The 25,622-nt window shown below is 48.9% G+C and carries 26 protein-coding genes; 16 read left to right on the top strand and 10 right to left on the bottom strand.

Annotated features, from left to right (window positions below; genetic code table 11):
• The first annotated feature begins 1 nt into the window (after nucleotide 1).
• From FSU_RS10500 to FSU_RS10490, 3 genes are all read left to right on the top strand, one after another.
• On the top strand, nucleotides 2–613 hold the full coding sequence (locus FSU_RS10500; protein WP_014546385.1) for a GNAT family N-acetyltransferase: 612 nt from the start codon (nucleotides 2–4) through the stop codon (nucleotides 611–613).
• Between the two features lie 264 nt (nucleotides 614–877).
• Nucleotides 878–1,231: a cyclophilin-like fold protein gene (locus FSU_RS10495; protein WP_015732091.1), complete on the top strand. Its 354-nt coding sequence runs from the start codon at nucleotides 878–880 to the stop codon at nucleotides 1,229–1,231.
• A 171-nt stretch (nucleotides 1,232–1,402) separates the two neighbouring features.
• On the top strand, nucleotides 1,403–1,735 hold the full coding sequence (locus FSU_RS10490; protein ID WP_041260437.1) for a putative quinol monooxygenase: 333 nt from the start codon (nucleotides 1,403–1,405) through the stop codon (nucleotides 1,733–1,735).
• 23 nt (nucleotides 1,736–1,758) lie between these two features.
• Here the strand turns inward: FSU_RS10490 and FSU_RS10485 are convergent, their stop codons facing one another.
• The 3 genes from FSU_RS10485 to FSU_RS10475 form a co-directional block, all read right to left on the bottom strand.
• Nucleotides 1,759–2,562, bottom strand: coding sequence for a LysR family transcriptional regulator (locus FSU_RS10485; RefSeq protein WP_014546383.1), 804 nt, complete (start codon nucleotides 2,560–2,562; stop codon nucleotides 1,759–1,761).
• 61 nt (nucleotides 2,563–2,623) lie between these two features.
• The gene (locus FSU_RS10480) at nucleotides 2,624–3,841 is read right to left on the bottom strand and encodes an ATP-binding protein (RefSeq protein WP_014546382.1); all 1,218 of its coding nucleotides are present in this window, start codon (nucleotides 3,839–3,841) and stop codon (nucleotides 2,624–2,626) included.
• 109 nt (nucleotides 3,842–3,950) lie between these two features.
• The gene (locus FSU_RS10475; protein ID WP_244263614.1) at nucleotides 3,951–4,889 is read right to left on the bottom strand and encodes an aldo/keto reductase; all 939 of its coding nucleotides are present in this window, start codon (nucleotides 4,887–4,889) and stop codon (nucleotides 3,951–3,953) included.
• A gap of 330 nt (nucleotides 4,890–5,219) precedes the next feature.
• Between FSU_RS10475 and FSU_RS10470 the strand changes: the two genes are divergently transcribed.
• A complete protein-coding gene (locus tag FSU_RS10470) occupies nucleotides 5,220–5,732 on the top strand; it encodes a flavodoxin (protein WP_014546380.1) in 513 nt (170 codons plus the stop codon).
• A gap of 175 nt (nucleotides 5,733–5,907) precedes the next feature.
• Here FSU_RS10470 and FSU_RS10465 read toward each other — a convergent pair whose 3' ends face one another.
• Complete coding sequence (locus tag FSU_RS10465; protein ID WP_014546379.1) at nucleotides 5,908–6,789, bottom strand: substrate-binding domain-containing protein; 882 nt, start codon at nucleotides 6,787–6,789, stop codon at nucleotides 5,908–5,910.
• Between the two features lie 221 nt (nucleotides 6,790–7,010).
• Here FSU_RS10465 and FSU_RS10460 point away from each other — a divergent pair, with 221 nt between their 5' ends.
• From FSU_RS10460 to FSU_RS16335, 6 genes are read left to right on the top strand one after another with little or no spacing between them, the layout of a single operon-like run.
• Nucleotides 7,011–8,027, top strand: a complete 1,017-nt coding sequence (locus tag FSU_RS10460; RefSeq protein ID WP_014546378.1) for a hypothetical protein — start codon at nucleotides 7,011–7,013, stop codon at nucleotides 8,025–8,027.
• A gap of 4 nt (nucleotides 8,028–8,031) precedes the next feature.
• Nucleotides 8,032–8,904, top strand: coding sequence for a phosphate ABC transporter permease subunit PstC (gene pstC, locus FSU_RS10455; RefSeq protein WP_014546377.1), 873 nt, complete (start codon nucleotides 8,032–8,034; stop codon nucleotides 8,902–8,904).
• On the top strand, nucleotides 8,901–9,734 hold the full coding sequence (gene pstA / locus FSU_RS10450; RefSeq protein ID WP_014546376.1) for a phosphate ABC transporter permease PstA: 834 nt from the start codon (nucleotides 8,901–8,903) through the stop codon (nucleotides 9,732–9,734). Before pstC ends, pstA begins: the two co-directional genes overlap by 4 nt.
• Nucleotides 9,734–10,492 (top strand): phosphate ABC transporter ATP-binding protein PstB, encoded by a 759-nt coding sequence (gene pstB / locus FSU_RS10445; protein ID WP_014546375.1) that lies wholly within the window; start codon nucleotides 9,734–9,736, stop codon nucleotides 10,490–10,492. The genes pstA and pstB overlap by 1 nt, the downstream gene beginning before the upstream one ends.
• Nucleotides 10,492–11,178: a phosphate signaling complex protein PhoU gene (phoU, locus tag FSU_RS10440; protein WP_014546374.1), complete on the top strand. Its 687-nt coding sequence runs from the start codon at nucleotides 10,492–10,494 to the stop codon at nucleotides 11,176–11,178. The genes pstB and phoU overlap by 1 nt, the downstream gene beginning before the upstream one ends.
• Nucleotides 11,179–11,217: 39 nt before the next feature.
• Nucleotides 11,218–11,442 (top strand): hypothetical protein, encoded by a 225-nt coding sequence (locus FSU_RS16335; protein WP_014546373.1) that lies wholly within the window; start codon nucleotides 11,218–11,220, stop codon nucleotides 11,440–11,442.
• Between the two features lie 129 nt (nucleotides 11,443–11,571).
• Here the strand turns inward: FSU_RS16335 and FSU_RS10430 are convergent, their stop codons facing one another.
• The 4 genes from FSU_RS10430 to FSU_RS10415 all read right to left on the bottom strand — a co-directional run bounded on the left by FSU_RS10430 (nucleotide 11,572) and on the right by FSU_RS10415 (nucleotide 16,836).
• On the bottom strand, nucleotides 11,572–12,936 hold the full coding sequence (locus tag FSU_RS10430; protein ID WP_014546372.1) for a sensor histidine kinase: 1,365 nt from the start codon (nucleotides 12,934–12,936) through the stop codon (nucleotides 11,572–11,574).
• The gene (locus FSU_RS10425) at nucleotides 12,933–13,610 is read right to left on the bottom strand and encodes a response regulator transcription factor (RefSeq protein ID WP_015732089.1); all 678 of its coding nucleotides are present in this window, start codon (nucleotides 13,608–13,610) and stop codon (nucleotides 12,933–12,935) included. Before FSU_RS10425 ends, FSU_RS10430 begins: the two co-directional genes overlap by 4 nt.
• A 15-nt stretch (nucleotides 13,611–13,625) precedes the next feature.
• Nucleotides 13,626–15,830 (bottom strand): inorganic phosphate transporter, encoded by a 2,205-nt coding sequence (locus FSU_RS10420; RefSeq protein ID WP_244263743.1) that lies wholly within the window; start codon nucleotides 15,828–15,830, stop codon nucleotides 13,626–13,628.
• Between the two features lie 436 nt (nucleotides 15,831–16,266).
• On the bottom strand, nucleotides 16,267–16,836 hold the full coding sequence (locus FSU_RS10415; protein WP_014546369.1) for a sugar O-acetyltransferase: 570 nt from the start codon (nucleotides 16,834–16,836) through the stop codon (nucleotides 16,267–16,269).
• A 598-nt stretch (nucleotides 16,837–17,434) separates the two neighbouring features.
• On the opposite strand from FSU_RS10415, the gene FSU_RS10410 reads away from it, so the two are divergent.
• The 5 genes from FSU_RS10410 to FSU_RS10390 all read left to right on the top strand — a co-directional run bounded on the left by FSU_RS10410 (nucleotide 17,435) and on the right by FSU_RS10390 (nucleotide 21,702).
• Nucleotides 17,435–18,649, top strand: coding sequence for a carboxymuconolactone decarboxylase family protein (locus FSU_RS10410; RefSeq protein WP_014546366.1), 1,215 nt, complete (start codon nucleotides 17,435–17,437; stop codon nucleotides 18,647–18,649).
• On the top strand, nucleotides 18,649–20,082 hold the full coding sequence (locus FSU_RS10405) for a flavodoxin (RefSeq protein WP_014546365.1): 1,434 nt from the start codon (nucleotides 18,649–18,651) through the stop codon (nucleotides 20,080–20,082). Before FSU_RS10410 ends, FSU_RS10405 begins: the two co-directional genes overlap by 1 nt.
• Before the next feature lie 15 nt (nucleotides 20,083–20,097).
• Nucleotides 20,098–20,763: a DUF4405 domain-containing protein gene (locus FSU_RS10400; RefSeq protein ID WP_014546364.1), complete on the top strand. Its 666-nt coding sequence runs from the start codon at nucleotides 20,098–20,100 to the stop codon at nucleotides 20,761–20,763.
• 2 nt (nucleotides 20,764–20,765) lie between these two features.
• On the top strand, nucleotides 20,766–21,209 hold the full coding sequence (locus FSU_RS10395; RefSeq protein WP_014546363.1) for a hypothetical protein: 444 nt from the start codon (nucleotides 20,766–20,768) through the stop codon (nucleotides 21,207–21,209).
• A gap of 91 nt (nucleotides 21,210–21,300) precedes the next feature.
• Nucleotides 21,301–21,702, top strand: a complete 402-nt coding sequence (locus FSU_RS10390; RefSeq protein WP_041260171.1) for a hypothetical protein — start codon at nucleotides 21,301–21,303, stop codon at nucleotides 21,700–21,702.
• 88 nt (nucleotides 21,703–21,790) lie between these two features.
• Here FSU_RS10390 and FSU_RS10385 read toward each other — a convergent pair whose 3' ends face one another.
• Nucleotides 21,791–22,954, bottom strand: coding sequence for a hypothetical protein (locus tag FSU_RS10385; protein WP_014546362.1), 1,164 nt, complete (start codon nucleotides 22,952–22,954; stop codon nucleotides 21,791–21,793).
• The gene (locus tag FSU_RS10380) at nucleotides 22,951–23,799 is read right to left on the bottom strand and encodes a TIGR02147 family protein (protein ID WP_014546361.1); all 849 of its coding nucleotides are present in this window, start codon (nucleotides 23,797–23,799) and stop codon (nucleotides 22,951–22,953) included. Before FSU_RS10380 ends, FSU_RS10385 begins: the two co-directional genes overlap by 4 nt.
• Before the next feature lie 166 nt (nucleotides 23,800–23,965).
• On the opposite strand from FSU_RS10380, the gene FSU_RS10375 reads away from it, so the two are divergent.
• Entirely contained in the window at nucleotides 23,966–25,621 is a 1,656-nt protein-coding gene (locus FSU_RS10375; RefSeq protein WP_014546360.1) for a glycosyl hydrolase, read from the top strand.
• The last annotated feature ends 1 nt before the right edge of the window (nucleotide 25,622 follow it).

Below are 25,622 nucleotides of genomic sequence, written 5' to 3'. Positions count from 1 at the left end.
CATGACCCTTGCCGATTTTTTGAACCGATGCTCGTTTGCTCGGCTTTCTTCAGAATTGCTGCAAAGTTGCAACCCCTTCAAATGCGGAAATGAAGACCTTGACGAATTTTTCAGGGAGGATTTCCGCTTGTACGGCGAGAAACTTTTGGGAAAGACTTATGTCTTTCGGCTAAGAGAGCGTCCCGAAAGCATCGTTGCTGCATTTACAATATCAAACGATTCAATTCGAATCAAACAACTTGCTCCTGAAGACAAGGCGAAGATTGAATATGTCACTGAGAATGGCGAGAAGAATCTTCGCCGCTATCCCGGAGTTTTGGTCGGTCGCCTGGGGACGAATATTGAATTTGCCAAACAAGGTTTTGGCTCTGCAGTAATGGACTTCATCAAAGCTTGGTTCCGTAGCGACGAAAACAAGACCGGTTGCCGGTTTATCATCGTTGATGCAATCAATAAACCGGAAGTCATTCATTACTATCAGAAAAACAATTTCAAATTCCTTTATAGTTCCGAAATTAACGAAGCAAGGGCTCTTGGAATAAACGTGAAAATGCTGGGAGAAAAACCTTTGCATACACGTTTAATGTATTTTGATTTGATTGATATTAAATAAAGGTGTTTTACTTCGGTGTTTATTTCCGTGAATTCATGCGCAAAAGGCATAGTGAGTCATAGCAAATAAGTATTTTGAATCGCTCGCACAATTATTTATATTGTGTGTATGCGAAACATTGTACTTATAGCGTTGTTCTTTCTCGTGGCCTGCAGCGATGCGGCGAGTCATTCGACGCAACCCGAAGCTCAGACGCCGAAATCGTCCGCCAGTAAAACGCCCGGCGCAGTGCCAGCAAGTTCATCTGCCCAAACGGAGGCTCCCGTGAAACTAAAAATCCATGTGAACGATACCACCTTCACAGCGACGCTCGAAGAAAATTCCTCGGCCAAGGCCTTCGCCGAATTCCTTATGCAGGGCGACATGACGCTCGACATGCACGACTACGGCAGCTTCGAGAAGGTGGCTGACCTGCCGCGCAGTTTTCCGCGTAATGACAAGCAAATCGACACCGACGCAGGCGACATCATCCTTTACCAGGGCAACTCCATCACCATTTACTACGACAAGAATTCCTGGAATTTCACGCGCCTCGCCCGTATCGACAACGTAAATAAGAAACGCCTCCAGCAGATTCTCGGCAAAGGGAACGTGAAGGCGACATTTTCGGTGGAATAGATTTTCACTATGCGTCATGCGCATACTGGGCATGAAAATTAAGCATTTTGCGCATACTCCGAAAAAATTTATATTATATCCGAAACATTTCGGAGTGGCAAAATGAAACTCAAGTTTTTAACACTGTTTTCAATCCTTGCGCTCGCGGCGAGCGTGTTTGCGGAGAGTGTCATGAGCAACATTACGGTAAACCTGCGCTATACGGGTAAGAACGGGGCGGCAAAGAAGTTCGCCGAAGAGATGGTTTCTAGCGGAACGGTGGCGAAAATCCGTGCCGAGAAGGGCAACATCCGCTACGAATATTTCCAGTCGCTTGACGATCCCGAGACCATCTTGCTGATTGACGCGTGGGAAAGCCAGGCTGCCATCGACGTGCACCACGCTTCGCCCATGATGAAGACGATTGCGAAACTCCGCGACAAGTACGACTTGAAAATGACTGCCGAACGCTTCACGCCCGACAACACCATGCCCAAGACCGACGAAAAGTTCATCAGGAAATAAGTCGCGAAAATGAAACGCCCGCGCTATTTCATTAACTTCACCTTAAAAAATTCCACGTTCATTTCGCGGTCGGCGAGCGGTACAATTTTGCGGTCCTTGGGAATTTCGTAATCGAACTGGTGGTTCGAAACGAACGTCAACAGCGAAGACTGCTCGATGAGCTTTGAAATGCCCTTCGTGCTGTCGTGCTTGATGAAGGTGGCGTCGGGAATCTTCTTGCGCTTGACCTGTTCCCAGAAACCCACATTGCTGCGCTGGATGATGGTCTCGCCCTTGAGTTCCCGGAGCCGGATGGACTTGCGCTTCGCAAGCGGATGCTTTTTCGGGAGCGCAATCGAGAGCCGCTCCTGCATGTATTTTTCGGCACGGTACTTCTTTGCACGTGGGGCCTTAAGCGTGATGCCGATATCCGCCGTGCCCTCGTTCAAGGCCTTCAGCACGCCCGCCTCGTTGTCGATAATCTCGTAAGTGACTTGCGCGCCGGGGTATCTCTCCTGCAGTTCCTGCACCATCCGCATGGCGGGGAGGATGGCCACCGACGCGATGGAGAACGTGCGCGTGGCCCCCTGCGGGCTTACCTTTTCCATCATCTCGCCCTGCAAATCCATGATGCGCTTAGCGTATTCGGCGACCGTGCGTCCCTTCTCGTTCAGCTCAATGCGGTTCTTTTTGCGCTCAAAAAGCGGAGTACCGATTTCGTCTTCCAGCTTCTTGAACGCGCGGCTCACCGCCGGCTGCGAAGTGTATAGCTTGTCCGCTACGGTAGAAAGGGTCCCGTATTCCAGGAACCCGGCCAGCAATCGCAAAATGTAGGTCTCGACAAACATAAAAAGCCCCTTTTGGGGGGAATATAATAATTCTGCTATGCGTCAAGTGAATAGTGGACGTTTAAAACTTACCCACAGGCACAACCTTGATTGTGTAGCCTTTTTTTTCGATAGTCCTTTCCTCGTTCCATGTCACAATAGTCAGGTTGTCACAGCCTAGTTCTCCTGCACATTCAACGATGCTGTCCACTTCCCGCTTTATAGTCTTTTCTTTGGACATGTCGTAGCAAACCTGGATAAGTTCCTTGACCTTGTTGCCTTCACGAAGTACAAAGTCGGTTTCCTTGTCGTTTCGGGAATGATAGTAGAACAAGGACTTTTCGGTGTCGTACCCGCGATGAAGCAACTCCACAAAGACCTGGTTTTCCAGCAGTTTTCCGAGATTATCGCTCAAATTAAAAGCCTTCGATGCAACAAAACCGTTGTCAACCACATACACCTTGCGAGGCGCTTTTTTCATCAACTTTAGTTTGTTGTTATATCTGTCCAGATAATAAAACAGAAACGGTTCATGCAAGTAATCCATGAACTTTTTTGTTGTGCTGACGCTAGAGAGCCCTAGGTCATCTGCTACGTCATTGTAGCTAAATGTTCCCGTGAAATTGGACAAAAGAAACATGGCTACATTGTTCAAGTCAGTTGCGTTTCTGATCTTATGTCTTCTGACAATGTCCTTGTACAGAATGGAGTCGAAAAGGGTCTGTAAATAACTTTGGGTAATAGACCTTTGAGTAAAAGTCTCCGGGTAACCGCCGTTTTTCAAGAAGTCGTCCTGGATTTTTTCTGCATTACCCAAGCGGCTAGCAAACTGCGATGCCTCGGCAAGGCTAAATGGCAGCATGTTGATTTCAAGGTAGCGACCTGTTAGTACGGTTGCCATTTCGCCAGAAAGCATTTTTGCGTTACTGCCGGTTATGACCAAATTTACACCACGTCGATAAAGTTTATTAACCCAGACGTCCCAACCGTCAACGTTCTGTACTTCGTCCAGCAGCAAGTACTCGTAATTCGGGTAAATTTCCCCAAGCAACATCTCCGCTTGCTGTTCGTCCCACTTGTTCAATAGTTCGTTATCGTCAAAATTCAGGTAGGCGAAGTTCTTGCCCCGCAACATCAAAAGGGCCTGGGTAGATTTTCCGACACGCCTCGGCCCCGTCAAAAGCTTGATGTTCGGACTTTTCAGCAATTCGTCAAAGTCGTATATGGTTTGACGGGGGATATACGGCAGACTGAGAAGTCTGTCCCGCTCCTTGCGCTGGTTTTGTATGGCAATCTTCATAGGATGAACCGTCCTTTACCCATAAAAATAGCCTTTTTATTCAACAAATACACTGTATTGGATAAAAAACATACTTTTTTATCCAGTTTGACTAAAATTTTGACGATTTTCACCAGTTTTCGTAGCGGTGTCCCGTATCAAGGGCGGCGATTTGCTTCATTTCGTCGTCTGTCAACTCGAAATCGAAAATCGATATGTTTTCTGCGATGTGGTCAGGGTTCTTGGAGCCCGGAATGGCAATGTAGCCCGATTGCACATGCCAGCGCAACACCACCTGTGCAGCCGATTTCCCGTGAGCCTTCGCTATCTTTGTGACAACCTTGTTCCCCAAGACGTCTTCGGTGTGGCCGCGCCCGCCCAGCGGGTAATAAGATTCCACCACAGCGCCGTATCGTTTTGCGTATTCCTTGAATTCCGTGTTCTGGTAAAACACATGGTTCTCGTTTTGCACCACGGCAGGCTTGATTTCGAAATCGGCAAAAAAGCGCTTCGCCGTCTTTTCGGTGTAGTAATTCGAAATACCGATGGAACGGATCTTCTTCGCCTTCACAGCACGTTCCATAGCCTTGTAAACCGCCTTGTCTTCGGCGTCGCGCCCGTGCTGGTGCAACAGCATCAAATCAATATATTCGAGCCCCAGCTTTTCGAGCGAGTCGTCGATGTCTTCGTCCAGGGAACTGCTCCACGGCACCAATTTCGATGTCACGAACAAATCTTCGCGCTTCACAAGCCCATCGTCAATCGCCCGACGAATACCCCTACCCACGGCTTCTTCGTTGTCGTAATATTTTGCTGTATCAATCAGTCGATACCCGTTCTTGATGGCGACATAGACCGCGTCTTCAGCCACCTTGCCGCGCAAAGTCCAAGTGCCAAGCCCGAGAACCGGCATATCGAAACCCGAATTCAACTTGACCGTTGGGGCCGCCCCTTTGCTATTCTGCACGATCGAATCTCCTTTGTTCGAAACTTTCGGCATAGCCTGCGACGCAGCATCGCTCGAACACGCCATGAACAGGAAAACGAACAAGAAACTGAACCACCTCATGCCCTAAAAATAAACAAATCCCGCAACAAACCCAAATACTTATTCCGCATAAAAGATATGCTTTGAAGGCATAGGCGGGGGAAGCTCTAAATTTGCGCCAGTTCAAATGGAATTTTAGCCCGAAAATGGATTATTTGTTTTCTTTCAAGTGCAGGTGGCCGCTTTCCGCTATGCGCCACACGCATACTGGGCATAAAAATTACGCATTACGCGGCCGTTCTGGATTTATTTATATTATACTCAACCGGTTCAAAGGAATTTTTTACGAAAAAGGCGGATCCCATGAAAAAAATCACCTTGATTCTTTTATCACTTCTTCTAGGAGTCTCTATGGCAGCAGAAAAGAAAATCCTCGTCGCATACTATTCCCGTGCCGATGAAAATTATGAAGTCGGAACAATCACCAAGGGCAATACCGAAATCATTGCCGAGATGATTGCGAAAAAGACGGGCGGCACGCTCTTGCATGTGGAACCCGCGAAGGAATACCCCAAGAAATACGACGACTGCATCAACGTGGCCAAGAAGGAACTTGCGCAGGACGCGCGCCCGGCCATCAAGCCGGTGAACGTGAACCCCGAAGAATTCGACGAGATTTACGTCGGTTACCCGGTGTGGTGGGGCGAAATGCCCATGCCCATGTTCACCTTCTTCGAGAAGTATAATTTGAAGGGCAAAACGATTCACCCGTTCGTGACCCACGAAGGCAGTGGCCTTTCGGGTGTGCAGCGCCTCAAGAAGGTGACCGGCGCGAACGTGACCCCCGGCCTCGCCATCTACGGACACGTGGCCCAGAACGAACGCGACAAGGCCCAGAAAGAAGTGGACAAGTGGGTAAAGTAGGCTGATTGCGCCTCACTTAGGATTGCTAGTCCTCTTCTTCAATTCAGTCCAAGAGCTAGCTTTCTCTAAAATCGGCCTTGGAGAGAATGTCTCTGGCCTGTCCAATTTGCTTGAGTAAAAAAAAAGAGATGAATCCTGTTCACCTCTTTTTCGTTTTACTTCATAGTTGCGTTTTTTACTTCACGTCTTTCCACTTACGGATAAGTCCGGTATACACATCCCGCAACCTGGACAGGGCAATATTGGAAACTTGGTTCTGCTTGTTGACAATCACGGCAATACCGTCTTGGGCGATGGTCTGGGAAGTTAAGACTTCCAGTTCGTTGGGTTTCAGGTTGCGGCTGGCCATGCCAATATCGCAGGTGCCTTCCTTGGCGGCTAGCATTCCCGAAGAAGAATCGTTGGTCTGAATTTCGATTTCCATTTCCGGGTTTAGGGCAGTGTAGGCTTCTTTGAGTTTTTCCATGACCGGTGACACACTGGAAGAACCTGCGATGACAATTTTGCCCTTCAGCTTTTGGGCTTGGAATTTTTTACCATCGGAAACTCTGATGTAGCCGTTTCCTTCGATAACGGCTTGGCCGTCGGCGCTAAGGATAAAGTTCACGAAGTCCTTTACGGCGTCGTTCATCTTGCCCTTGGTGGCAATATTGAAGGGGCGGGCGATGGGGTACTTGGCGGACTTAATGTTTTCTTTGGTGGGAGCGAAACCGTCAATGCTCAGGGCCTTCACGGAACCGTTCATGGAGCCAAGGGAAATATAGCCGATGGCGTATTCGTTACCGGCTACGGCACTCATGACGCCCTGAGTGCCGTCGATGGTAATCGCGTCCTTGGCAGTATTGTCCTTTTTCTTTCCATCTTGCTTGATAAGGGTTCCCACCAGTTCGGTAAAGGCGTCCCGAGTGCCGGAACCAGCTTCTCGGGCGATGACGGAAATTTCAGGCTGCTTGGTGGTGGCGACTTCGACGTTCTTTTCGTTTTCTCCGTTGCAGGCTGCCGTAATACCCATTACAGCTAAACTAATTACACAAGCGGTTAAAGCCAGTTTTTTCATTCTTGATACTCCTTGGTTGGTTTTGAATGATGACCACAAGTTAGACAAGCTATGTAAAGACCCAATAGCATGTAGGGTAAAATCTTTGTAAAGCCTTTACTCCTCTTTTATTCGTTACAAGAACTTCTCAAATATTTTACTTCGACCCCTCTTCAGTTTTTACAATGACAATCTAAGTTGATGCCGTCATTCAAACAGGGCTTGGCCCAAAGGAGTTCAAAATGACGATTAAGAAATCTTGCATCATCGCAGCTGTTGTTACCACTATCGGCATGGCTAGCGCCGCCGAAGAATCCAAGGCCAGCGGCTTTGACTTGACCGGAAATATTCAAACTCAGGCCTACAAGGCATTTTACGACAATGAAAAGGAAAACACTCTGGATAACTTCTGGTTTCGAGCCAATATCGGCGGAACGTACAGCTCCGAAGATTTCGATGCCAAGGTGACTATCCGCATGTACGCCCCCCACTTTAATGGAGGTGCAGACAAGTTTCAGGCCGATACCTATTACGGAAATTACAAGTGGGCAACTTCCGGACTGAACTTGAAACTGGGTCACTGGAAGACGGATACGGAAGGTGCCGGTAATTTCGGTGGCTACCTGGACCAGAATCTTTCTAAGCGGGGCTTTCTAGTTCGAGATTACGCCCACGACGCCTTTGAGCTGGGCTGGAAAATGGCCGGCAACCAGCTGAACGTGATGGTGGGTACCGATGACGGTAATTTCAACAAGGGTTACCTCCGCGTAAACGACGACCTGAAATTGGGAGAAGCCCTGAAACTCGGTCTGGGTTATCGCGCCAATGTTCTTGACCCGATGCAATATAGCGCAGTCCTGACCCATGTGGTGGATTTTCGGGCCCGCTACCAGGTCTCCAAGCAGCTGGCGGTATACGCAGAAGCGGCAGCTATCATGACCGGCGAAGACGACGAGGTGAATGCAGCTTCCATTGAAGCGGGCACTGCCGTAAAGCCCCTCTACGGTCAGGATACCCAGTACTTCCCGGTGTACGGCGGCGTGGAATTTCCTACCGGTGGTATTTTTGACAAGGCCTTTGCCGAAGTGGAATACGTCGCTAATCGTGACGAACTGAACACCGATGCCGATGAATTGGGTTGGGCCGTAGGTCTCGTGAAAAAGATCGGTTCCCACGGTAAAATCCAGGCGACAGTCTATAGCGAAAACAAAATGTCCGATGTAGGCTTTAGCGCCCGCCTCACGACCTCCATCAAGTAATACCATGAAATTCAAACTATCCAGTCCATTCAAGGAACGGGCCGCGTCCACCATCTTCCTGGTCTCTGCGCTAGCAAGCATCCTGTTTGTGGCCCTGATCTGCGCGTTCCTTTTTGCAAACGGTGTCCCCGCCATTCTAAAGATAGGCTTTACGGACTTTTTGTTCGGAACGGAATGGGCCCCCACGGACGAGCCTGCGATCTACGGGATTTTTCCCATGATTCTCGGCAGCCTCTACGTGACACTGGGGGCCCTAGCCATCGGTGTCTCGGTGGGGCTCCTGTCGGCCATATTCCTGGCTCGGTTCTGCTCCGAAAGGCTCCACAGGGTGTTGAAACCCGCCGTGGAACTCCTGGCCGGCATTCCCTCGGTGATCTACGGCTTCTTTGGCTTGGTGATCATCGTCCCCTTTGTGCGGCAGCACCTTGGCGGGAGCGGTTTCAGCATCTTTACGGCGTCGATTCTGCTGGGAATCATGATTTTGCCTACCGTCATTTCCGTTTCCGAAGCCGCCCTGCGGGCGGTCCCCAACAGCTACTACGAAGGTTCCCTGGCTCTCGGGGCCACCCACGAAAGGAGTGTATTCTTCACGGTTCTTCCGGCGGCCACTTCGGGAATCGTGGCGGGTATCATCTTGGGTTTTGGCCGGGCTATTGGCGAAACCATGGCAGTGATTCTTGTGGCTGGAAACCAGGTCCGAATGCCCGACGGTATTTTCGAGGGAGTCAGGACCTTGACCGCCAACATTGTGTTGGAAATGGGCTATGCCACGGACCTGCACCGCGAAGCCCTCATTGCCACCGGTGTGGTGCTATTCTCCTTTATCCTTACTATCAACCTGCTGTTTTCCATTCTCAAGAAGAGGGTTGTCAAATGATCGGATACTATAAGCATGCGCCCTTTTCGCTGTTTCTGAGAATCCTCGTGTCCTTGGCCATCGCCATTACGGTATGCACCCTGGGGTTCCTGATCCTCTATATATTGGTGAAGGGTATCCCATTCCTGAAACCCTCCCTGTTTTCTCTCACTTACACCTCGGAGAATGTCTCTTTCCTGCCCTCCATCCTGAATACGGTTATCATCGTGTTTGGTTCTCTCCTGGTGGCAGGCCCTTTAGGAATCTGTGCTGCCATCTATACGGTGGAATACGCCCGCCGCGGAAACAAGATCGTGGGACTGGTGCGGATCACTACCGAAACCCTTTCCGGAATTCCCTCCATTATCTACGGTCTTTTCGGAATGCTGTTCTTCGTGACCTTCCTGCACCTGGGATATTCCCTGGTTTCCGGTATCTTGACCATTTCCATCATGATTTTGCCCCTGGTCATGCGCACCACTGAAGAGGCCCTGCGTTCTGTTCCAGATAGTTATCGCGAAGGTTCCTACGGCCTCGGGGCAGGTAAGCTCCGTACGGTTTTGTCGGTAATATTACCGTCAGCCGTTCCGGGAATCCTTGCAGGTGTAATCCTAGCGGTGGGCCGTGTGGTGGGAGAGACTGCCGCCCTTGTCTATACGGCAGGTACGGTGGCGGATTTTCCCAAGGGAATATTCTCTTCGGGCAGGACTCTGTCTGTTCACATGTACGAACTTTCTCGAGAAGGTTTCCATACCGGCGAGGCCTACGCCACTTCGGTTATCCTCATTCTGGTAATCCTTCTTATCAACTGGATTTCTAACAAATTTGCAAAGAAAATCGGAAAAACCTAATGACACCTAACGAAAAAATTTCTATTCAAGGAATGGATCTGTATTACGGCAGTTTCCATGCGTTGAAAAACGTGAACCTTAACATTATGCCCAACGAAATCTTGGCCTTTATTGGGCCTTCCGGCTGCGGTAAAAGCACCTTACTCAAGTCCTTGAACCGCATGAACGACCTGGTGGAAGGCTGCAAGATTACGGGCCACATCCTCTTGGATGGCCAGGATGTATACGGGGAAATGAATCCCAATATTCTCCGCAAGAGGGTGGGCATGGTGTTCCAGAAACCCAATCCCTTTCCCATGAGCATCTACGACAACATCGCCTACGGTCCTAGGACCCACGGTATCCGTAACAAGGCGGAGCTGGATGAAATCGTGGAAACGTCCCTGCAGAAATCCGGCGTGTGGGAAGAACTGAAGGACCGCTTGAAAAAGAATGCTCTCGGCCTTTCCGGCGGTCAACAGCAGAGGCTCTGCATTGCCCGTGCCCTGGCAGTTTCGCCGGAAGTGCTCCTGATGGACGAACCTACCAGCGCCCTGGACCCCATTTCCACCTCCATTATCGAGGACCTAGTTTTGGAACTCAAGAAGAACTATACCATCGTCATGGTGACCCATAACATGCAGCAGGCCACCCGCGTTTCCGACAGGACCGCCTTTTTCCTCTTAGGGGAAGTCATCGAAGTCAACAAGACTGAAACCCTGTTCTCGCTGCCCAAGGACAAGCGCACCGAGGACTACATTACCGGGAGATTTGGATAATGAGAAACCGTTTTGATTCGCAACTGGAAGCCCTGAACAGGGGTATTATAGAAATGGGCGCCCTGGTGGAAGATTCCCTGAAGGCCTCCATAGACGCCTTGCTGGCCTTTGACCGTGAAACCGCCAAGAAGATTGTGGTGGGCGACAAGGAAATCGACCAGAAGATGAAGGAAATTGAGACTCTTTGCCTGCGGCTTTTGCTGAGCCAGCAGCCTGTAGCCCGGGACTTGCGCCTGATTTCGGCCTCCCTGAAAATGGTGGGGGACCTGGAACGCATCGGCGACCAGGCTGCAGATATTGCTGAAATTGTGGCGGGGTGTACAGACCAGGACGGGACTCCCCTGAAACTGGCCGCTATTCCGCCCATGGGCATTGACGTGCTTAAGATGCTGGCGCAAAGTATCGATGCCTTTGTCCGTAAGGACTTGAAGCTGGCCAAGATTGTAATTGAAAGTGACGATGACGTGGATTTCCTTTTCCGCTCTGCCAAGCGTGAACTGGTGGAAACTATCAGGAAGACGGAAAGCGATGCCGAGAGCATTATCCATTCCATCATGATCGCTAAATACCTGGAACGCATCGGCGACCACGCCATGAACGTGGCCCAGTGGGCCATCTTTGCAGAAACCGGTACTCATCATGGAGCCAATCTCTTGAACGGGGCCGACGATTTCGATGAAAAGTAACTAGAAATATTATAAAACTGACTTTACTAGGGCCTGTTTATGGGTAGCCGTAGTTTCAATATCGGAACCCTGCGGCTGCTCTGCGGCCTGGTGGACATGGATTCCGTAGATGACATGTGCGACGAAATCCGCATGATGATGGTGAACTGGGGGCCCGTTTCTATTATCGGTTCTGGTGGATACATCAACAAGCTTTACCGGCTGGTGCCCAAGAAGGTGTGGCTGGACAATCGCCTTTCCCTGGTCCAGCTGGAACGGCTTTAAGAAAATATAAATTACCCGAAGGACTATACCGTCGTCATGGTGACCCATAATATGCAACAGGCCACCCGCGTTTTCGATAGGACCGCCTTTGACCCGACAGAGCCATAAGTGGGAGAAATAGGCTTGCTTCTAGCAGAAAGCCACTGTTATTTCTGTACCTACGCCTATGGCGGATTGTAACGAAATCTCTGCATGGTGCACTTCGGCGATATGCTTAACAATGGCAAGGCCCAATCCCGTGCCGCCTGTAGCCTTGGAGCGACTCTTGTCCACACGGTAAAACCGTTCAAAAATGCGTGGCTGGTTTTCTTCGGGAATGCCAATCCCTGTATCCTTCACAGCAATAGATTTTTGTTGCACTAGAATACTCACGGAACCGCCCGTTTCTGTATAGCGAATGGAATTGTCGACCAAGTTGTAAAGCATCTCGAATAGGAGCCGACGATTGCCGTAAACCTCTGCGGTTTTACAACCTTCCAGCGCCACACGAACACCCTTCTTTTCGGCGTTAAAGGAGAGTTCGTCAATACAGTTTGAAGCCAGTGTCCACAAATTCACGGATTCGTCCAGTCCAATCGCAGATTCTCCCGGAGCATCCAGCTTTGAAAGGGTCATGATATCGTTGGCGATAGAAAGGAGACGGCCAGCTTCTTTGTGAATTTTTCCAGCAAAGCGCTTTACATCTTCGGGTTTCGCCATGCCATTTTCGATAAGTTCCGCATATCCAGAAATGGATGTCAATGGCGTTTTGAGTTCATGGGAGGCGTTAGCCGTAAACTCATCTCGCATCTTGGCCGTTTTCTTTTTTTCTTCAGAAAGTTGTTCAATGGTGAGTTGCAGTTCACGATGCTGCTTACGGATGGTTTTGACCAGCGGAGCGATTTCCTTGTAGATATCTTCGTCATCAATAAGTTCTGGCTGACCCAAGTTTTCCGCCAATTTTTGCACGGGTCGTACAAAAGCGCGGCTCAAGCCTAAAGCAATCAGAATGGCCAAAACAACAATACCTGTCAACAGCGCTATCAAGTAAGGCATGGTCTTGGATACTGATTCGTGGAGGCTCGCCTGACGGCGGCTCAAACGAAGAATTTTGCCATCTGGGAGTCGTTCTGCAAAATAGAATACCTTGGCATTCAGGGTCACTGAATAACGGAGGTTTTCACCTACACCCTTGGAATTCGCTTCCATAATTTCGGGACGATTCCTATGATTTTCCATTTGGCCTGCTTTTGCGTCGCTTTCGTAGAGGACCTTTCCATCCCGATCCACCAGAGTTACGCGCAAACGTTTGTTGGCAATGGAATCCAGGTTTTTCCGAAAGTCTTCTGAAGGAATCTGCCCATAGAAATTTTTGACGAGAAAGGCTGTTTCCCTCAAATCTCGCTTCAGCTGTTCTGACATTTCGTTTTCGAAGACGCGTGCCGTAAAATACACCGCAAAAAGAGCGGCCAGCACACCTACGTAAATCAAGCTGAAACGAATGCTGTTTTTCATAGAGCCTTGTATCCCACGTTTCGCACAGTTTGTACTATAGAACCATGCGCCCCCAACTTTTGACGAAGGGTTTTTACATGCATGTCTACGGTGCGGGTATCCATATCGAAATCCACACCCCAAATCTTTTCTAGAATCTGTTGCCTAGAGAAAACAGTTCCCGGTCGGGACATCAGGAGTTTCAAAAGCTCGTATTCCTTAAAAGTGAGTTCTACAGCAACCCCGTCAACAGTTACCGAACGACGCTGGTCATCAAGAATCACTCCTCCTAAAGCCAAGCTCAGTGACTCCGTACTTTCGGATGAGCCTCGTCCAGAACGGCGAAGTACAGCCCGTACTCTAGAGATGAGTTCTAGAATGCCAAACGGCTTTGCGATATAGTCGTCCGCTCCCAAGTCAAGTCCCTTCACTTTGTCAAGTTCAGTTCCTTTCGCCGTAAGCATGATGACAGGGATATTCTTTGTGTTTTCCTGTCCTCGCAAACGCTTGAGAATACTTAAGCCGTCTTCACCGGGGAGCATAATGTCCAAAATAAACAAGTCCGGCACTTTAACCTTAACTTGTTCGTCCATAACTTTACCGCATTCGAAAGCCATCACGTCAAAACTGCCGCTCTTTAAAGCATAAGTTTCCATTTCCCGAACTTCAGCATCATCTTCCACAATATAAATCATAGGATTACACACAAATTATTGTTTTACAGTTAGGAATTTTCTACTGGCTTTGGCCACGGAACTGACCGAATCCAGCAACGCCCAGGACTCATAAAGAATAGTTAAATAAAGGATTTCTGCGCGGATGTTTTCGGAACCGGCCTTCATCATCTCGGCCTTTCGTTCGGCAAATATCCTGGAACCTTCTTCCCGCAGCTGGCCCCGGACTTGATCATAACGGTCAAAGTCCATGATTTCCACCATCTCGGCGACACTCTCGATACGCTCCTTCACGTGGGCCGCTGTTCGCAGGAGCATCTTCCGCTTCTCGTTGTCCATCGGGTTAAAGCCGTTGTCCACGTGATTTTTGCAGGGCGAAGAAATCTGCTCTAGGCTAAACAGGGCGTCCCCCATAAAGTCATTGGCCTGATACAGGAAAAAGTTTTTGACCACCAAATCTTCTTGGGCGAGCCTTTCTGTACACAGGGTTCCGTGGCGACGATTCCGCTGCACATGTTTCTTTAGAATTTTAATTTGTTTGTTCACCGAGCGGAGCCTTCCTAAATCTTCCCGCAACAGGCCTATCAGCAGTTTTTCATAGCAATCGGCACACCAGCGGAGAATTTCGCTCCATTCACCCCGACTGTATTCCTGAATAAGAGGGTACACCTTGGTTTCGGGGCTTGCAGAAAGAATTTTCTCAAAACGCTCTTCAGTTTTGTCCTTCTTGTTTCCACGATACTTCAGGTTGGAACGGACCAGCACGAAAATAACCACGGCAAACAGGGCAAATATCACCGGGAGCCCGCCAAAGTGAAGCACCATAGCCACCACCGAGGCACTGGCAAAAGCCGCAAAAGCTGTCAGGAACCAGCCTCCAATAACCGAAAGAACCCCTGTGATGCGGTACACCGCAGTTTCACGGTTCCACGCCCTGTCGGCAAGGCTTGTACCCATGGCCACCATGAAGGTCACGTAGGTGGTAGAAAGGGGAAGTTTCAGTGAAGTTCCGAGGGCTATGAGAGAACTGGCAAGCATCAGGTTCACGCAGGCCCGCAACAAATCAAAGGCTGCCCCATCCTCTTCCAGAATCATTTCCTTGGTATTAAAGCGGGTGTTAATTTTATCCGAAATTTTCCTTGGAATAAATTCTGTTACAAATTTTACGACACCATTAGAACTGCGAACTAAGGCGCGAGCGACCGGATTTGTACCAAAGATTTCTTCAGAAGAATTTTGGGCCGCTAGGGATACGGAAGTCTTCACCACATTCCGAGCCTTCTTGGAAAACACAAGGGAGAATACCATGGTAAGCCCAGCAACCATCAGCAAGTACCACTGTCCTGGTTCCGACTCCAACAAGAAGGACATGTTGAAATCCTGAGGATTGCCCCCAGCAGCCATCAAATGCTGCACCGAAGAAAGGCTGGTGAGGGGTACCCCCACAAAATTCACAAGGTCGTTTCCGGCAAAGGCAAGAGCCAGAGAAAAAGTCCCAAAAGCAATGATTACCTTGAGCACGTTTACTTTTACCGCATGGAGCAAGTGACAAAGGACGAAAAATCCGACGAACATGCCAGCCACAAGAACGGTCTCATTTTCCGCGAGAAAAGTCTTGTAGCCTGCTCCCACAAAACTCATGTTTTTGAGGCCCTTGATGAGGATAAAATAAAATATGGACGTCAGGGAAACGCTTCCAAAAACACCAATAAAGTATCGAATATTTTTCTTGTAGCCAAAGGAGAAAACCAGGCGCGTCACATACTGCACTGCAAGGCCAACTACAAAAGCGATGGCCACCGAAAGGAAGATGCCCAAAATCACCGTCAGAGCCTTAGAGGTGTTGATGAGGTTTCCCAGTTCCAGGGTATCGTCAGAAAGAATCTTGATACTGGCGATAGCCACAGAGGCGCCCAAAAGTTCAAAGACCATGGAAACTGTGGTGGAAGTGGGCATACCGTAAAAATTGAAAATATCTAGAAGGATTACGTCAGTAAACATCACCGCCGCATATACGCACATAAGTTCTGCAAAGGTATAATACTGGGGCATGTAAATGCCATGGCGGGCAATATCCATCATGCCGCTGCTGAACGTAGCGCCACAGAACACGCCCACTGCAGCAAAGACCATCAGGGTTTTGTACTTGAAAGCCTTGCTCCCGACAGCGGAACTGAGAAAATTCACGGCATCGTTACTGACCCCTACGAACAGGTCGAACAGGGCAAGGATTAGGAGCATGGCCACAAGAATCACATAAAAAGTCGTCATAAAAACCTCTCGGGCCATAAACTAAAAAGCCTTGCGACAATACGCAAGGCGATGGAATGAAGTTTTCCAAAGGTTTTATTAGGACTTTACAAAGGCTTTACGCCGCTTTACACAGATTTTACTTTTTGCGGTGTAGTAAGTTATAAAGGCCCAGAAAGAAGTCGATAAGTGGGTGAAGTAGGCTTGCGCCTTATGGGCGGAATGTTTTAGAAAGATTGCCAGGAAACTCTTGGCAGTCTTTTCTTTTTAGGGGAAAGAAGATGTTTTACTTCAATGTTTATTTCCGCAGTTTCATAGGCAAAATTGTTTACAAAAGTGCGGTGCTTGATTGCCCAAACAGTCATGTATAGTCATGGATGCAATCTCATTGAAATCTATGCGCATGTTCTCCTCCAAAAACTGGAAGTTATTCTTCAATATTCTTTATGATTTTTGCTGGGTTTCCTGCAATCACCACATGATCAGGAAAAGATTTAGTTACTACAGAAGCAGCAGCGATTACCGTGCCATCTCCTATGGATACACCCGGAAGAATCGTGACTCCACCGCCGATCCAGACATTATCGCCAATGGTGACCGGCTTAGGGATACCAATCTTTTCTCTTCTTGATTCTGCGTCCAACGGATGACCGATTGCATATATACAGGTTTTAGGTCCGATCATACAATGTTCTCCAATCCGAATCGGAGCTGCATCCAGGAACACGCAGTCAAAGTTTATGAACAAGTCATCGCCCGCAAAGATGTTATATCCGTAATCACAATGGAACGGGGGCTTGATGGCTATCCTCTCCCCGCAGTGCCCGAATAGTTGTTTTAACAATGCTTTTCTTAAGGACTCATCTTCCGGAGAACTATTAAAACGAGAACAGAGGATACGAGCGTTTTTCTTATCCTCCATGAGCTGCGGGTCATTTGTAAAAAAAGATTCTCCATTTGTCATTCTTTCTCGTTCAGTTTTCCTGCAATTTTCCATCATTCCCTCCACAAATTCCGATTTGTCTTAGTCTATTACTAGTCGATTATATTCAAGATTTTGTAATTTTAGTTACTTTTGTATGTGATACCCGCCGTCTGCAAATACAACACATCACTATCTTTCAGCATCTGCTTGAATTCTTGTGAAATCACTCGCATAATAGACCTCCAATAACAAATATATACTAATACTAATTGGCGATAAAAGGCAAGTCGCCGAACTCAAAGGCAAAGTCCAAAAGAAGGCTATAGAAGCATTCATCTGACAAATACTTTTTACAGAAAAAGATGTTCCCTTTTGAATCCATCTTTTCATATTTTACTCCAAATCAACGACAACTTCATCATTTTGATAGAATTTTAAAGGTTGAAGATGTTTTACTTCAATGTTTATTTCCGCAGTTTCATAGGCAAAATTGTTTACAAAAATGCGGTGCTTGATTGCCTAAACAGTCATGTATAACATCTTCTAGGGGAATCAATCCCCTTGGCAGGCTTCACTATGCGTTTCGTGCATACTGAGCATGAAAAAATGGTATTTTGCGGGATTTGTGCATTTATTTATATTAAAGGCGTAGATAGAAAAGGAACAAACCATGAAACTAGGGACGATTATGACGATGCTTGGTATGGGTGCGGTGCTTGCCGCATGTGACTGCTGTCCGCAGGGCGAGGCAAAGGCGCTTTCGCAGGACAAGGAACTGCGTGCCGTGATGGACAACTTCACGCAGAACGAAGTTCCGGCGGCGACTCCGCTTGTGGAAAAGCGCGAGGTGGAGTTGATTCGCCTGGTGTCGCTTGTGACGCAGCAGTCGGGCGCTCTTTTGCAAGAAGAAGTGGCGACGGCGCTTGCGCAGGGGCTTGCTCCCGAAGAAATTCTCGAGGCGATTTACCAGTGCGCTCCCTACACCGGGTTCCCGCGGACAGTGGATGCAGTTGAAATTGCCCGCAGCGTGTTCAAGGCGAAGAACGTGAAGGTGGACGAAAGCCGTGCGACGGTGACGGCGCAGTCCCGCTTGGAGGCGGGTGCCGACGCGCAGGGAACGCTGTTCGGCCAGACCTTCCGCGATATGGCGAAGAACGGCAAGAGCGGTATGCCGACTATCAATTACTTCCTTGCGAGCAACTGCTTTGGCGATTACTACACCCGCAAGGGGCTTGACCTGAATACCCGCGAACTCTTGACGATGGCGATTCTCGTGAACTTGGGAACGGAGCCGCAGCTCAAGGCGCACATCGGCGCGAACCTGAAGATTCGTACGGCCGAATACGTGGAACAGGCGATTTACAACTGCTTGCCGTATTGCGGCTACCCGCGTACGCTAAACGCTCTGCGACTGCTCAAGGAATCGGTGGCGGAGACGAAGGCTGGTGCTGTAAACGTGGCGGACGCAAAATCCATGCCAGGCAAGGACTGGAGTGTGTTCCCGGTGGGTAAGCCGAACGACGCCTACGCCAAGTATTTCGTGGGCAAGAGTTATCTCGACATGATCAGCACTGAACAGGTGGGCGTCGGGAATGTGACTTTTGAACCGGCGTGCCGCAATAACTGGCATATCCATCATGCAAAGAAGGGCGGTGGGCAGATTCTCATCGCGACGGCGGGACGCGGCTACTATCAGGAATGGGGCAAGCCGGCGGTGGAATTGAAGCCCGGCGACGTGGTGAACATTCCGGCTGGCGTCAAGCATTGGCACGGGGCAGCTCCGGATTCCTGGTTCCAGCATTTGGCGATTGAAGTCCCTGGCGAAGGTGGTCGCAACGAATGGCTTGAGCCCGTGAGCGACGAAGACTACGGGAAGTTGAAATAATGCTCGCTAAACTTTTATCTTGTGCAATTTTGTTGTTCTCGGCGGTGTCGCTTGCGGCGGCACCTGCGCCCGACGGCTTCGTGCTTATCAAGGGCGGGACTTTCAACATGGGAAGCCCCGCAAACGAGGACTGGCGTGTCAACGACGAGACGCTGCACAAGGTGAAAGTCTCCGATTTTTACTTGGGCAAATACGAGGTGACGCAAAAGCTTTACCGCGAAGTGACAGGCGAAAATCCCTCCAGTTTCAAGGGCGACGACTTGCCCGTTGAAAACATCACGTGGCTCGAAGCGGCGCATTTTTGCAACAAGTTAAGCGAACGCGACGGACGCACTCCTGTTTACGCAATCGATGGCGATGCGGTCAGTTGGAACCGCGAGGCGAACGGCTACAGGCTCCCTACCGAAGCGGAATGGGAATACGCGGCCCGAGGCGGCACGACCACGCCTTTCTACACAAAGAAGGCTCCCGGTGCCGACGACGTGAATTTTTACGGGCATTATCCGTATCAAATCGAGCAGAATTATTTCAACGACGAGGTTCTGGAAACACGCCCCGGCGTTTATCGCGGGAACACGCTTCCCGTGGGTAAGTTCAAGCCCAATCCCTTCGGGCTTTACGACATTTACGGGAACGTGGGCGAATGGTGCTTTGACTTTTACGGCGATTATGGTGTTTCTGCGGGCTCGACAAGCGTGACGGTTGACCCGGCGGGCAAGCCTTCGGGCACAAGGCGCGTGCATCGCGGTGGCGGCTGGAACGATTTCGGCAAGAACCTCCGCAGTGCCTATCGCGGAGCCATGCAGCAATCCAGCAAGAGTTACAATGTGGGGCTCAGGCTTGCCATGAATGCGGGTGCAGGCGTCAAGGGAACTTTTGTGACCCAGGAAGCGGCGGGCTTTAAGGGCGAAAAGGCGCAAGCGGCGTCGAACCCTAAAGGCAGTTCCCATGCGCTGATCGTTTTCTATTCCTGGAGCGGGAATACCCGCGGTGTCGCCCGCGAAATCAAGAAGCAGACCGGTTTCGACATGGTGGAACTTGAACTCGTGAAGCCCTATTCCGACGATTACAACACCGTCTTGAAGCAGGCGCAGAACGACCAGCACAAACAGGCGCGCCCTGCCCTCAAGAAAAAGCCCGACGCAAAGAAGTGGGTCGACTACGAAACGATTATCATCGGTTACCCCAACTGGTGGGCGAGTATCCCGATGCCTATTGCGACTTTGCTCGAAAGTTACGACTTTACGGGCAAGCGGATTCTGCCGTTCTGCTCCCACGGTGGCGGGCGCTTTGGCCAGAGCATCACCGCGATTGCGAAACTTGCGCCCAACGCAAAAATCGGCGAAGGCCTTTCGGTGCATTACTCCGGCGGTTCGAGCCTCTCGAAAGATGTGGCCAAGTGGCTCGAGAAAAACGGCGTGAAGACGAAATAATGTATATTCATTGATATGCCTATTTCCGCAAAAATCCGTATGATGCTTGATATCGCGATGACGGTCGCGACGCTCGTGCTGATGGGCGGCAATTACTTCTTTGAATCGACTGCTGTTCACGAGATTCTAGGCGTGATTCTGCTTGTTCTGTGGGCGGTGCATATCACGCTGAACCGGCGTTTTTTCCTTTCGCTGTTCAAGGGCCGCTACAACGTATTCCGCATTTTGCAGGCGGTCGTGAATTGCGGGATCCTTTTGTGCGCATTTTTCTTGATGGTGAGCGGAATCATGCTTTCGAACCACGTGTTCGCCTGGCTCGGGATTGAATCGGGCGCAAGTTTTGCCCGCACGGCGCACCTGCTTGCAAGCCATTGGTATTACGTGTTCATGTCGCTTCACATCGGGCTACATGTAAGCCTGATTGCAAACCGCTTGGGACTTGCGGGAGCATTCAAGTCAAAGGCGGCACTTGTCGCAACTCGCGTGGTTGCCGTTCTTGTGGCGGGTTACGGAATTTACGCCTTCGCCATTCGCGGGCTTTGGAAATACTTGTTCCTGCAACAGCCCTTCTTCTTCTTTGACGCGGAACGCGGCTACGCCCTCTTTTTCGCGGACTATATCGCCATCGTCGTGCTGTTCGCCGTTGCAGTGCATTATGTGGCGAAACTCATGAAGGCGTAGATTTGTACATTATTAGTACAATGAAGCCCGTTAAACAAAATATTTTGTCAATGATTGCAGTCGCGTTATTCGCGATTCTTTCTGCTATTGTCGAGGGTTCTTTTGTTTACGATTACGGCGCTGAACTTGGTCAGGTTGCAGAAAGTGAGAAAGTTTTCACTGCTCACGATTTTGCCGATAATCCGTTATACCAGTCACGCGAATCAACAGCTGATGCAACACTGCTTACGCGCAGGTCGGGCCGGCAGGTTTCATTGCGGACATCGCGAAGCGGTAGCCTTCAAGGCTATGGCGGGCGCAGTTCGGCAACGTTCAAACAGGCTACACCGTTGGCGACTAAAATCGCACGGTCAACTATTTGCATCCATTGCGGCTTCCCTTTACCGCTAGTTTATCAAAAACCTAAAGAATATTACGTTTACACGTTAGAGCGAATGCTCTGTTAGCAAGTTCTTTCTCCAAGTACTTAATCAGTAACAGATTGCCGCGGCCCTGATGGGGCTCGCGATAACATTCATTTTAAAAAAGAGAAAGAACATGGAAAACATTTCCAAGATGGAGATGGCTAACGCCCTCTTCAATAAGCCCTATATCAAGACCGAAAAGAAGTTTTTCGGTTTCAAGACCAATGTCACCTACACCAAGACGAATTCGCCCGTTGTGGGAATATGCCTGGAGTTTAGCCCCACGGAAGGGCAAAAAGTCCAGACGATTGTCGAAGCGTCTTTGGAATCTCTGGATGCAACAATTCAAAGAGAGGGACGGCCTAAAACAAGCGACAATGGAAACTACCGGCTGAATCTTTGCTACTCGCAGGACCGCGAATTTGCGGCACTGCACCTGCAGCAGTTCTCGGGATTCGAGTACCATAACGTAGGTGGAATCCGTTTTGCCGAAGGCGACGAGGCGCATAAACTTCTCGCCGTTTTCTTGAAATAAACGGACGTGTCGTCAAAAAGGCTCCCTCGGAAAAACGAGGGGGCTTTGATGCCGATGCCGCTATCGTATAACCAATCGCAATAATCGCTTATTTGAAATCAATTCCTTCAAACACGATTTTGTCAACTTCTAGATAAGTTCCGCTTCTCATAAAAATGCTAAACAGACCGATTTCGTGAGAAATCTCTTTCCACTCCACTTGATAGGAGCTTTCTTCAAGAACTTCCCTACCGGGGTGCAAGATGATTTCATTCCAGTTTTCAGCCGCTTTGGCCTTCCATAACGATTTTTTAAAGGTATTTTCTCCAACTTCACGGTAATGTTCCAAAGCGATATTCAATTCACAGTCGCCTCTTACCGTAAGGCGAATCGCCGTGAGATTGCTCAGGTCGAAAAATCCTGTATCAAGTCCTAGATGAGTTCCGAGCAAAACGAAGCCTGTATCTATTGCGAATTTAACAGCGAGATACTTTCCATGATCTTTATCTTCTTTTAATACGGATGAGAAACTTTCAGCACTATCAGGTATTGCAAAATTCGCTTTGCCAACAGCATTAAAATACCATCCGTAGTTAGGATAAGTTTTGGCGAGGTTATTCAAACTATCTCCATCGTCAAAGTCTTCGAAAACATACTCAACAGACTTTCCTGGAACAGGAACGAGCGTATCTGCGGATTCGTTTGGCGCAAGCGCCACTTCTGCGACGGTCGAATCTCCAGCAACAATAGTAAAGGACCCTGCTGGCACATGCGCAAACACATACTCGCTACCGAAGCGGTTTGCAAAATAGGGGGTCGATTCCAGTTGAACATTTTCTAACAGGCCTTCGATTTCTTGGGTCGAAACGCCAGTACGTACAATGAGCGAAGCCGAAGGCAACAATGCAATTTTCTGAACCGAGGTATCTGCAAAATCGACCGGCGACCAACTCATGAATGCGGAATCTTCACCCGCAAGGGCCTCCACAAAGCAATCTCCGCCTGCACAGACACCGAGACTATCGTAGAAAGAAACTCGTCCGCTTGAATCCGAAAGGGCGCTATCAATGACCGAGAAGGCATCTTTTGAATACACCTTCATTTGTGCGCAAGCGAACGGCTTATTTAAACTGTCAACGACGTTGAAGGCAATTCCATTTGTCGTTTCACTTGTGGCACCTGCGGTGTTATTTTCTGAACAACCTAAAAACAGCGACAGGCAAAGCAAGGCGCAAAACGAAACACAAAACGAAGTTTCCATACCTTTTTTCATTGTTCTTCCTTTTTCATCATCGGAAACAACTGAAAGTTTAACTGATAAACGCTATCGCAAATTTGCGGAGGCATCGCATTGACTACGTTTACGATGGCTTTTCTCGTTTTGGCGAGGATTTCACGAATTTTATCAATTTGTCGCGAATCAAGAGCCATCGTGAGCGTGCTGATGTCGCGTTTTTCTTTGGGAGTATTCTGGATGGATTTGCCGGCCAGTTCCGCAATGCTGCTTTGGTAATCGCTGATACAGGCACTCAGCCAGTGTTCCATAGTCTTGAGATGAGCTTCGGTCGGAACCACGCGACCGTCATTGCGGGCATGCGCAAGTCCGAGCTGCAACAAAGCATCGACAGCGTTTTCTACTTGCGAAGCGGAAAGCTTTGGAATGCAGCATTCCCCAAGGGCGGCAGCATCTTGTGTACCGCGATAATTGAATACATCGAGCGCCGAGCGGATCATCGGATAATACCATTGCTGAAAATAGCGGTACCGGGCTTCATCGAGTTCTCGGCTGGCTGCAGGTCGCATTTTTTGAAGAGTCTCGAAATGTCGACGAACGTCCTCGTCGTTTTTAGCCTTGCCGTAAGCAATCATTTCACGGAAGTATTCTGCCTTGGCATCTTTGAAACGGAAAAATTTAACGAAAACATCTATACATTTCGGAGAAATGTGGCGTTTACCCTGCAATATTTTCAAAAGCAGGCTTGCGTCCATGCCAACCGCCGCAGCAAACACTCGATAACTGAACGAGGAATCCAGCGATTTTTCGAGTTCATAGAACTCTTGCAGGAACTTGCGGTAGTCCGAATAGTCGTAGATGTTGATTTTGTTTTTTGCAAACATAAAGCTCTCGCCGGATATAAAATGACCCTATTTGAAAAATCGTTTCATTTCCTGGCGTCTCGTAAAAAAAATATACAATTCGTGGACATTTTTGTCCACACCATTCAAAAAAAACAATTGGTAAATATACTTGGGGAATATAATTTCGTAAAATGGAGGAACCCTTATGATTAAAAGAAAAAACTTCCTTATTTTGATTCTTGCTCTTTCGAGTATGGCATTTGCAACTAAGTACGAAGCTGAAGCAGCGACTCTTTCCGGAGGAGCAAAAAATGTCAACGCATCTGGAGTTTCGGGAACGGGTTATGCCGACTTGCAAGAAGGAAATATTTCTTTTAATGGTGTCACCGCAGAGAGTGCGGGCAAGTACCAAGTAACCATCCATTACAAGGCCGGAGATTTCAAAGCGAACTATTTGAAAGTAAACGGCGCAACCGCAGGCACCATCGACTTTAACGCCACCACTTCGTGGGCGGATGTCACGACAGTCGCTACACTTAAAGCCGGGACAAACACAATCTCTATTGAGAAATACTGGGGCTGGATTAGCGTGGACTATATCGATGTCGAACCTTATCAATCCTCCCCTTTCAAAATATCAGCAATGCCAGTTACCCCGAACGCCACCGAAAGCGCCGTCAAGCTCTACAGCTTTTTGCGTGAAAACTTTGGCAAAAAGACGATTAGCGGCATGATGACCGGCGATATGAGCGGTTACACCATGGGAGCCGACTTCAAGACGCACGACGACGTGAAATACACCTACACGCGCACAGGAAAGTACCCGGCTCTTGTCGGTTTAGATTTCTTGTTTGCAAGCGGTCCGAAAGCAAACGAAAGCTGGAACAAGGAATACACGGACAAAGCTATTTCAATCGCGAAAGGCCTCTGGAAAGCGGGCGGCATCCCTGCATTCACTTGGCACTGGAAAGATCCGCTAGACAAAAAAGACGCATTCTACATCCAAAGTGCAGCAAACGGAGACGAATACACCGATTTCGATTTCTCTACAGGTTTCAAGCCAGGCACCACCGAATGGAATACCGAAAGTGCTGCTTACAAAGGAATCGTAGCCGACATTGACCACATCGCCGATTACTTCCTTGAATTGCAGAAAGAAGGTGTAGCGGGAATCTTTCGCCCCTTGCATGAAGCTGGCGGAAAGTGGTTCTGGTGGAGTATCAATTCCGGAGAACAGTTTGCAGCCCTCTATCGCCTCGTCTATGACCGCATGGTCAAAATCAAGGGTGTAAGAAACATGATTTGGGTCTATAACCCTGAAGGAAGTACCGTAAACTCTTGGGATCCGGGTAGCGAATACTACGATGTACTCTCCATCGACATCTACAATAGCGCAAACGACCATTCCAGTAACGCAAGCGCCTTTGACAAATTCAAAAACGCATCGAAAAGCACGAAAATTATCGCACTCAGCGAAAACGGTCCCATTCCCGATGTGAACAACATGCATACCGACGAAGCAGTATGGAGTTGGTGGATGCCGTGGTACAGCACCTGGAGCGGAACTTGGCCCGGCCAAACAAAAGATGGCGTTTGGAAGAGCAACATGAATGACGAACGCATTATCACCCTCGAAGACATGCCTGGCTGGGACAAGTACACAGCAATTATCAAGCCTGACACAAGTACCACCAGTATCGTAACCATGCCACGCACGGCCGGGACCGCAACCACCGTTGGGATTTTTGACATGAACGGTCATTATTTGGGCATCAGCATACGAGAACTTCCGCAAGGGCACTATGTTGTACGTAGAAAGATTCAAGGACACATTGTGAATACGGTGTATTTCAAGAAATAAA

It is taken from the genome of Fibrobacter succinogenes subsp. succinogenes S85, assembly GCF_000146505.1.
Classification (GTDB): domain Bacteria; phylum Fibrobacterota; class Fibrobacteria; order Fibrobacterales; family Fibrobacteraceae; genus Fibrobacter; species Fibrobacter succinogenes.
The sequence above is the reverse complement of the archived record's forward strand: the minus strand, read 5'-3'. Positions and strand labels throughout refer to the sequence as shown.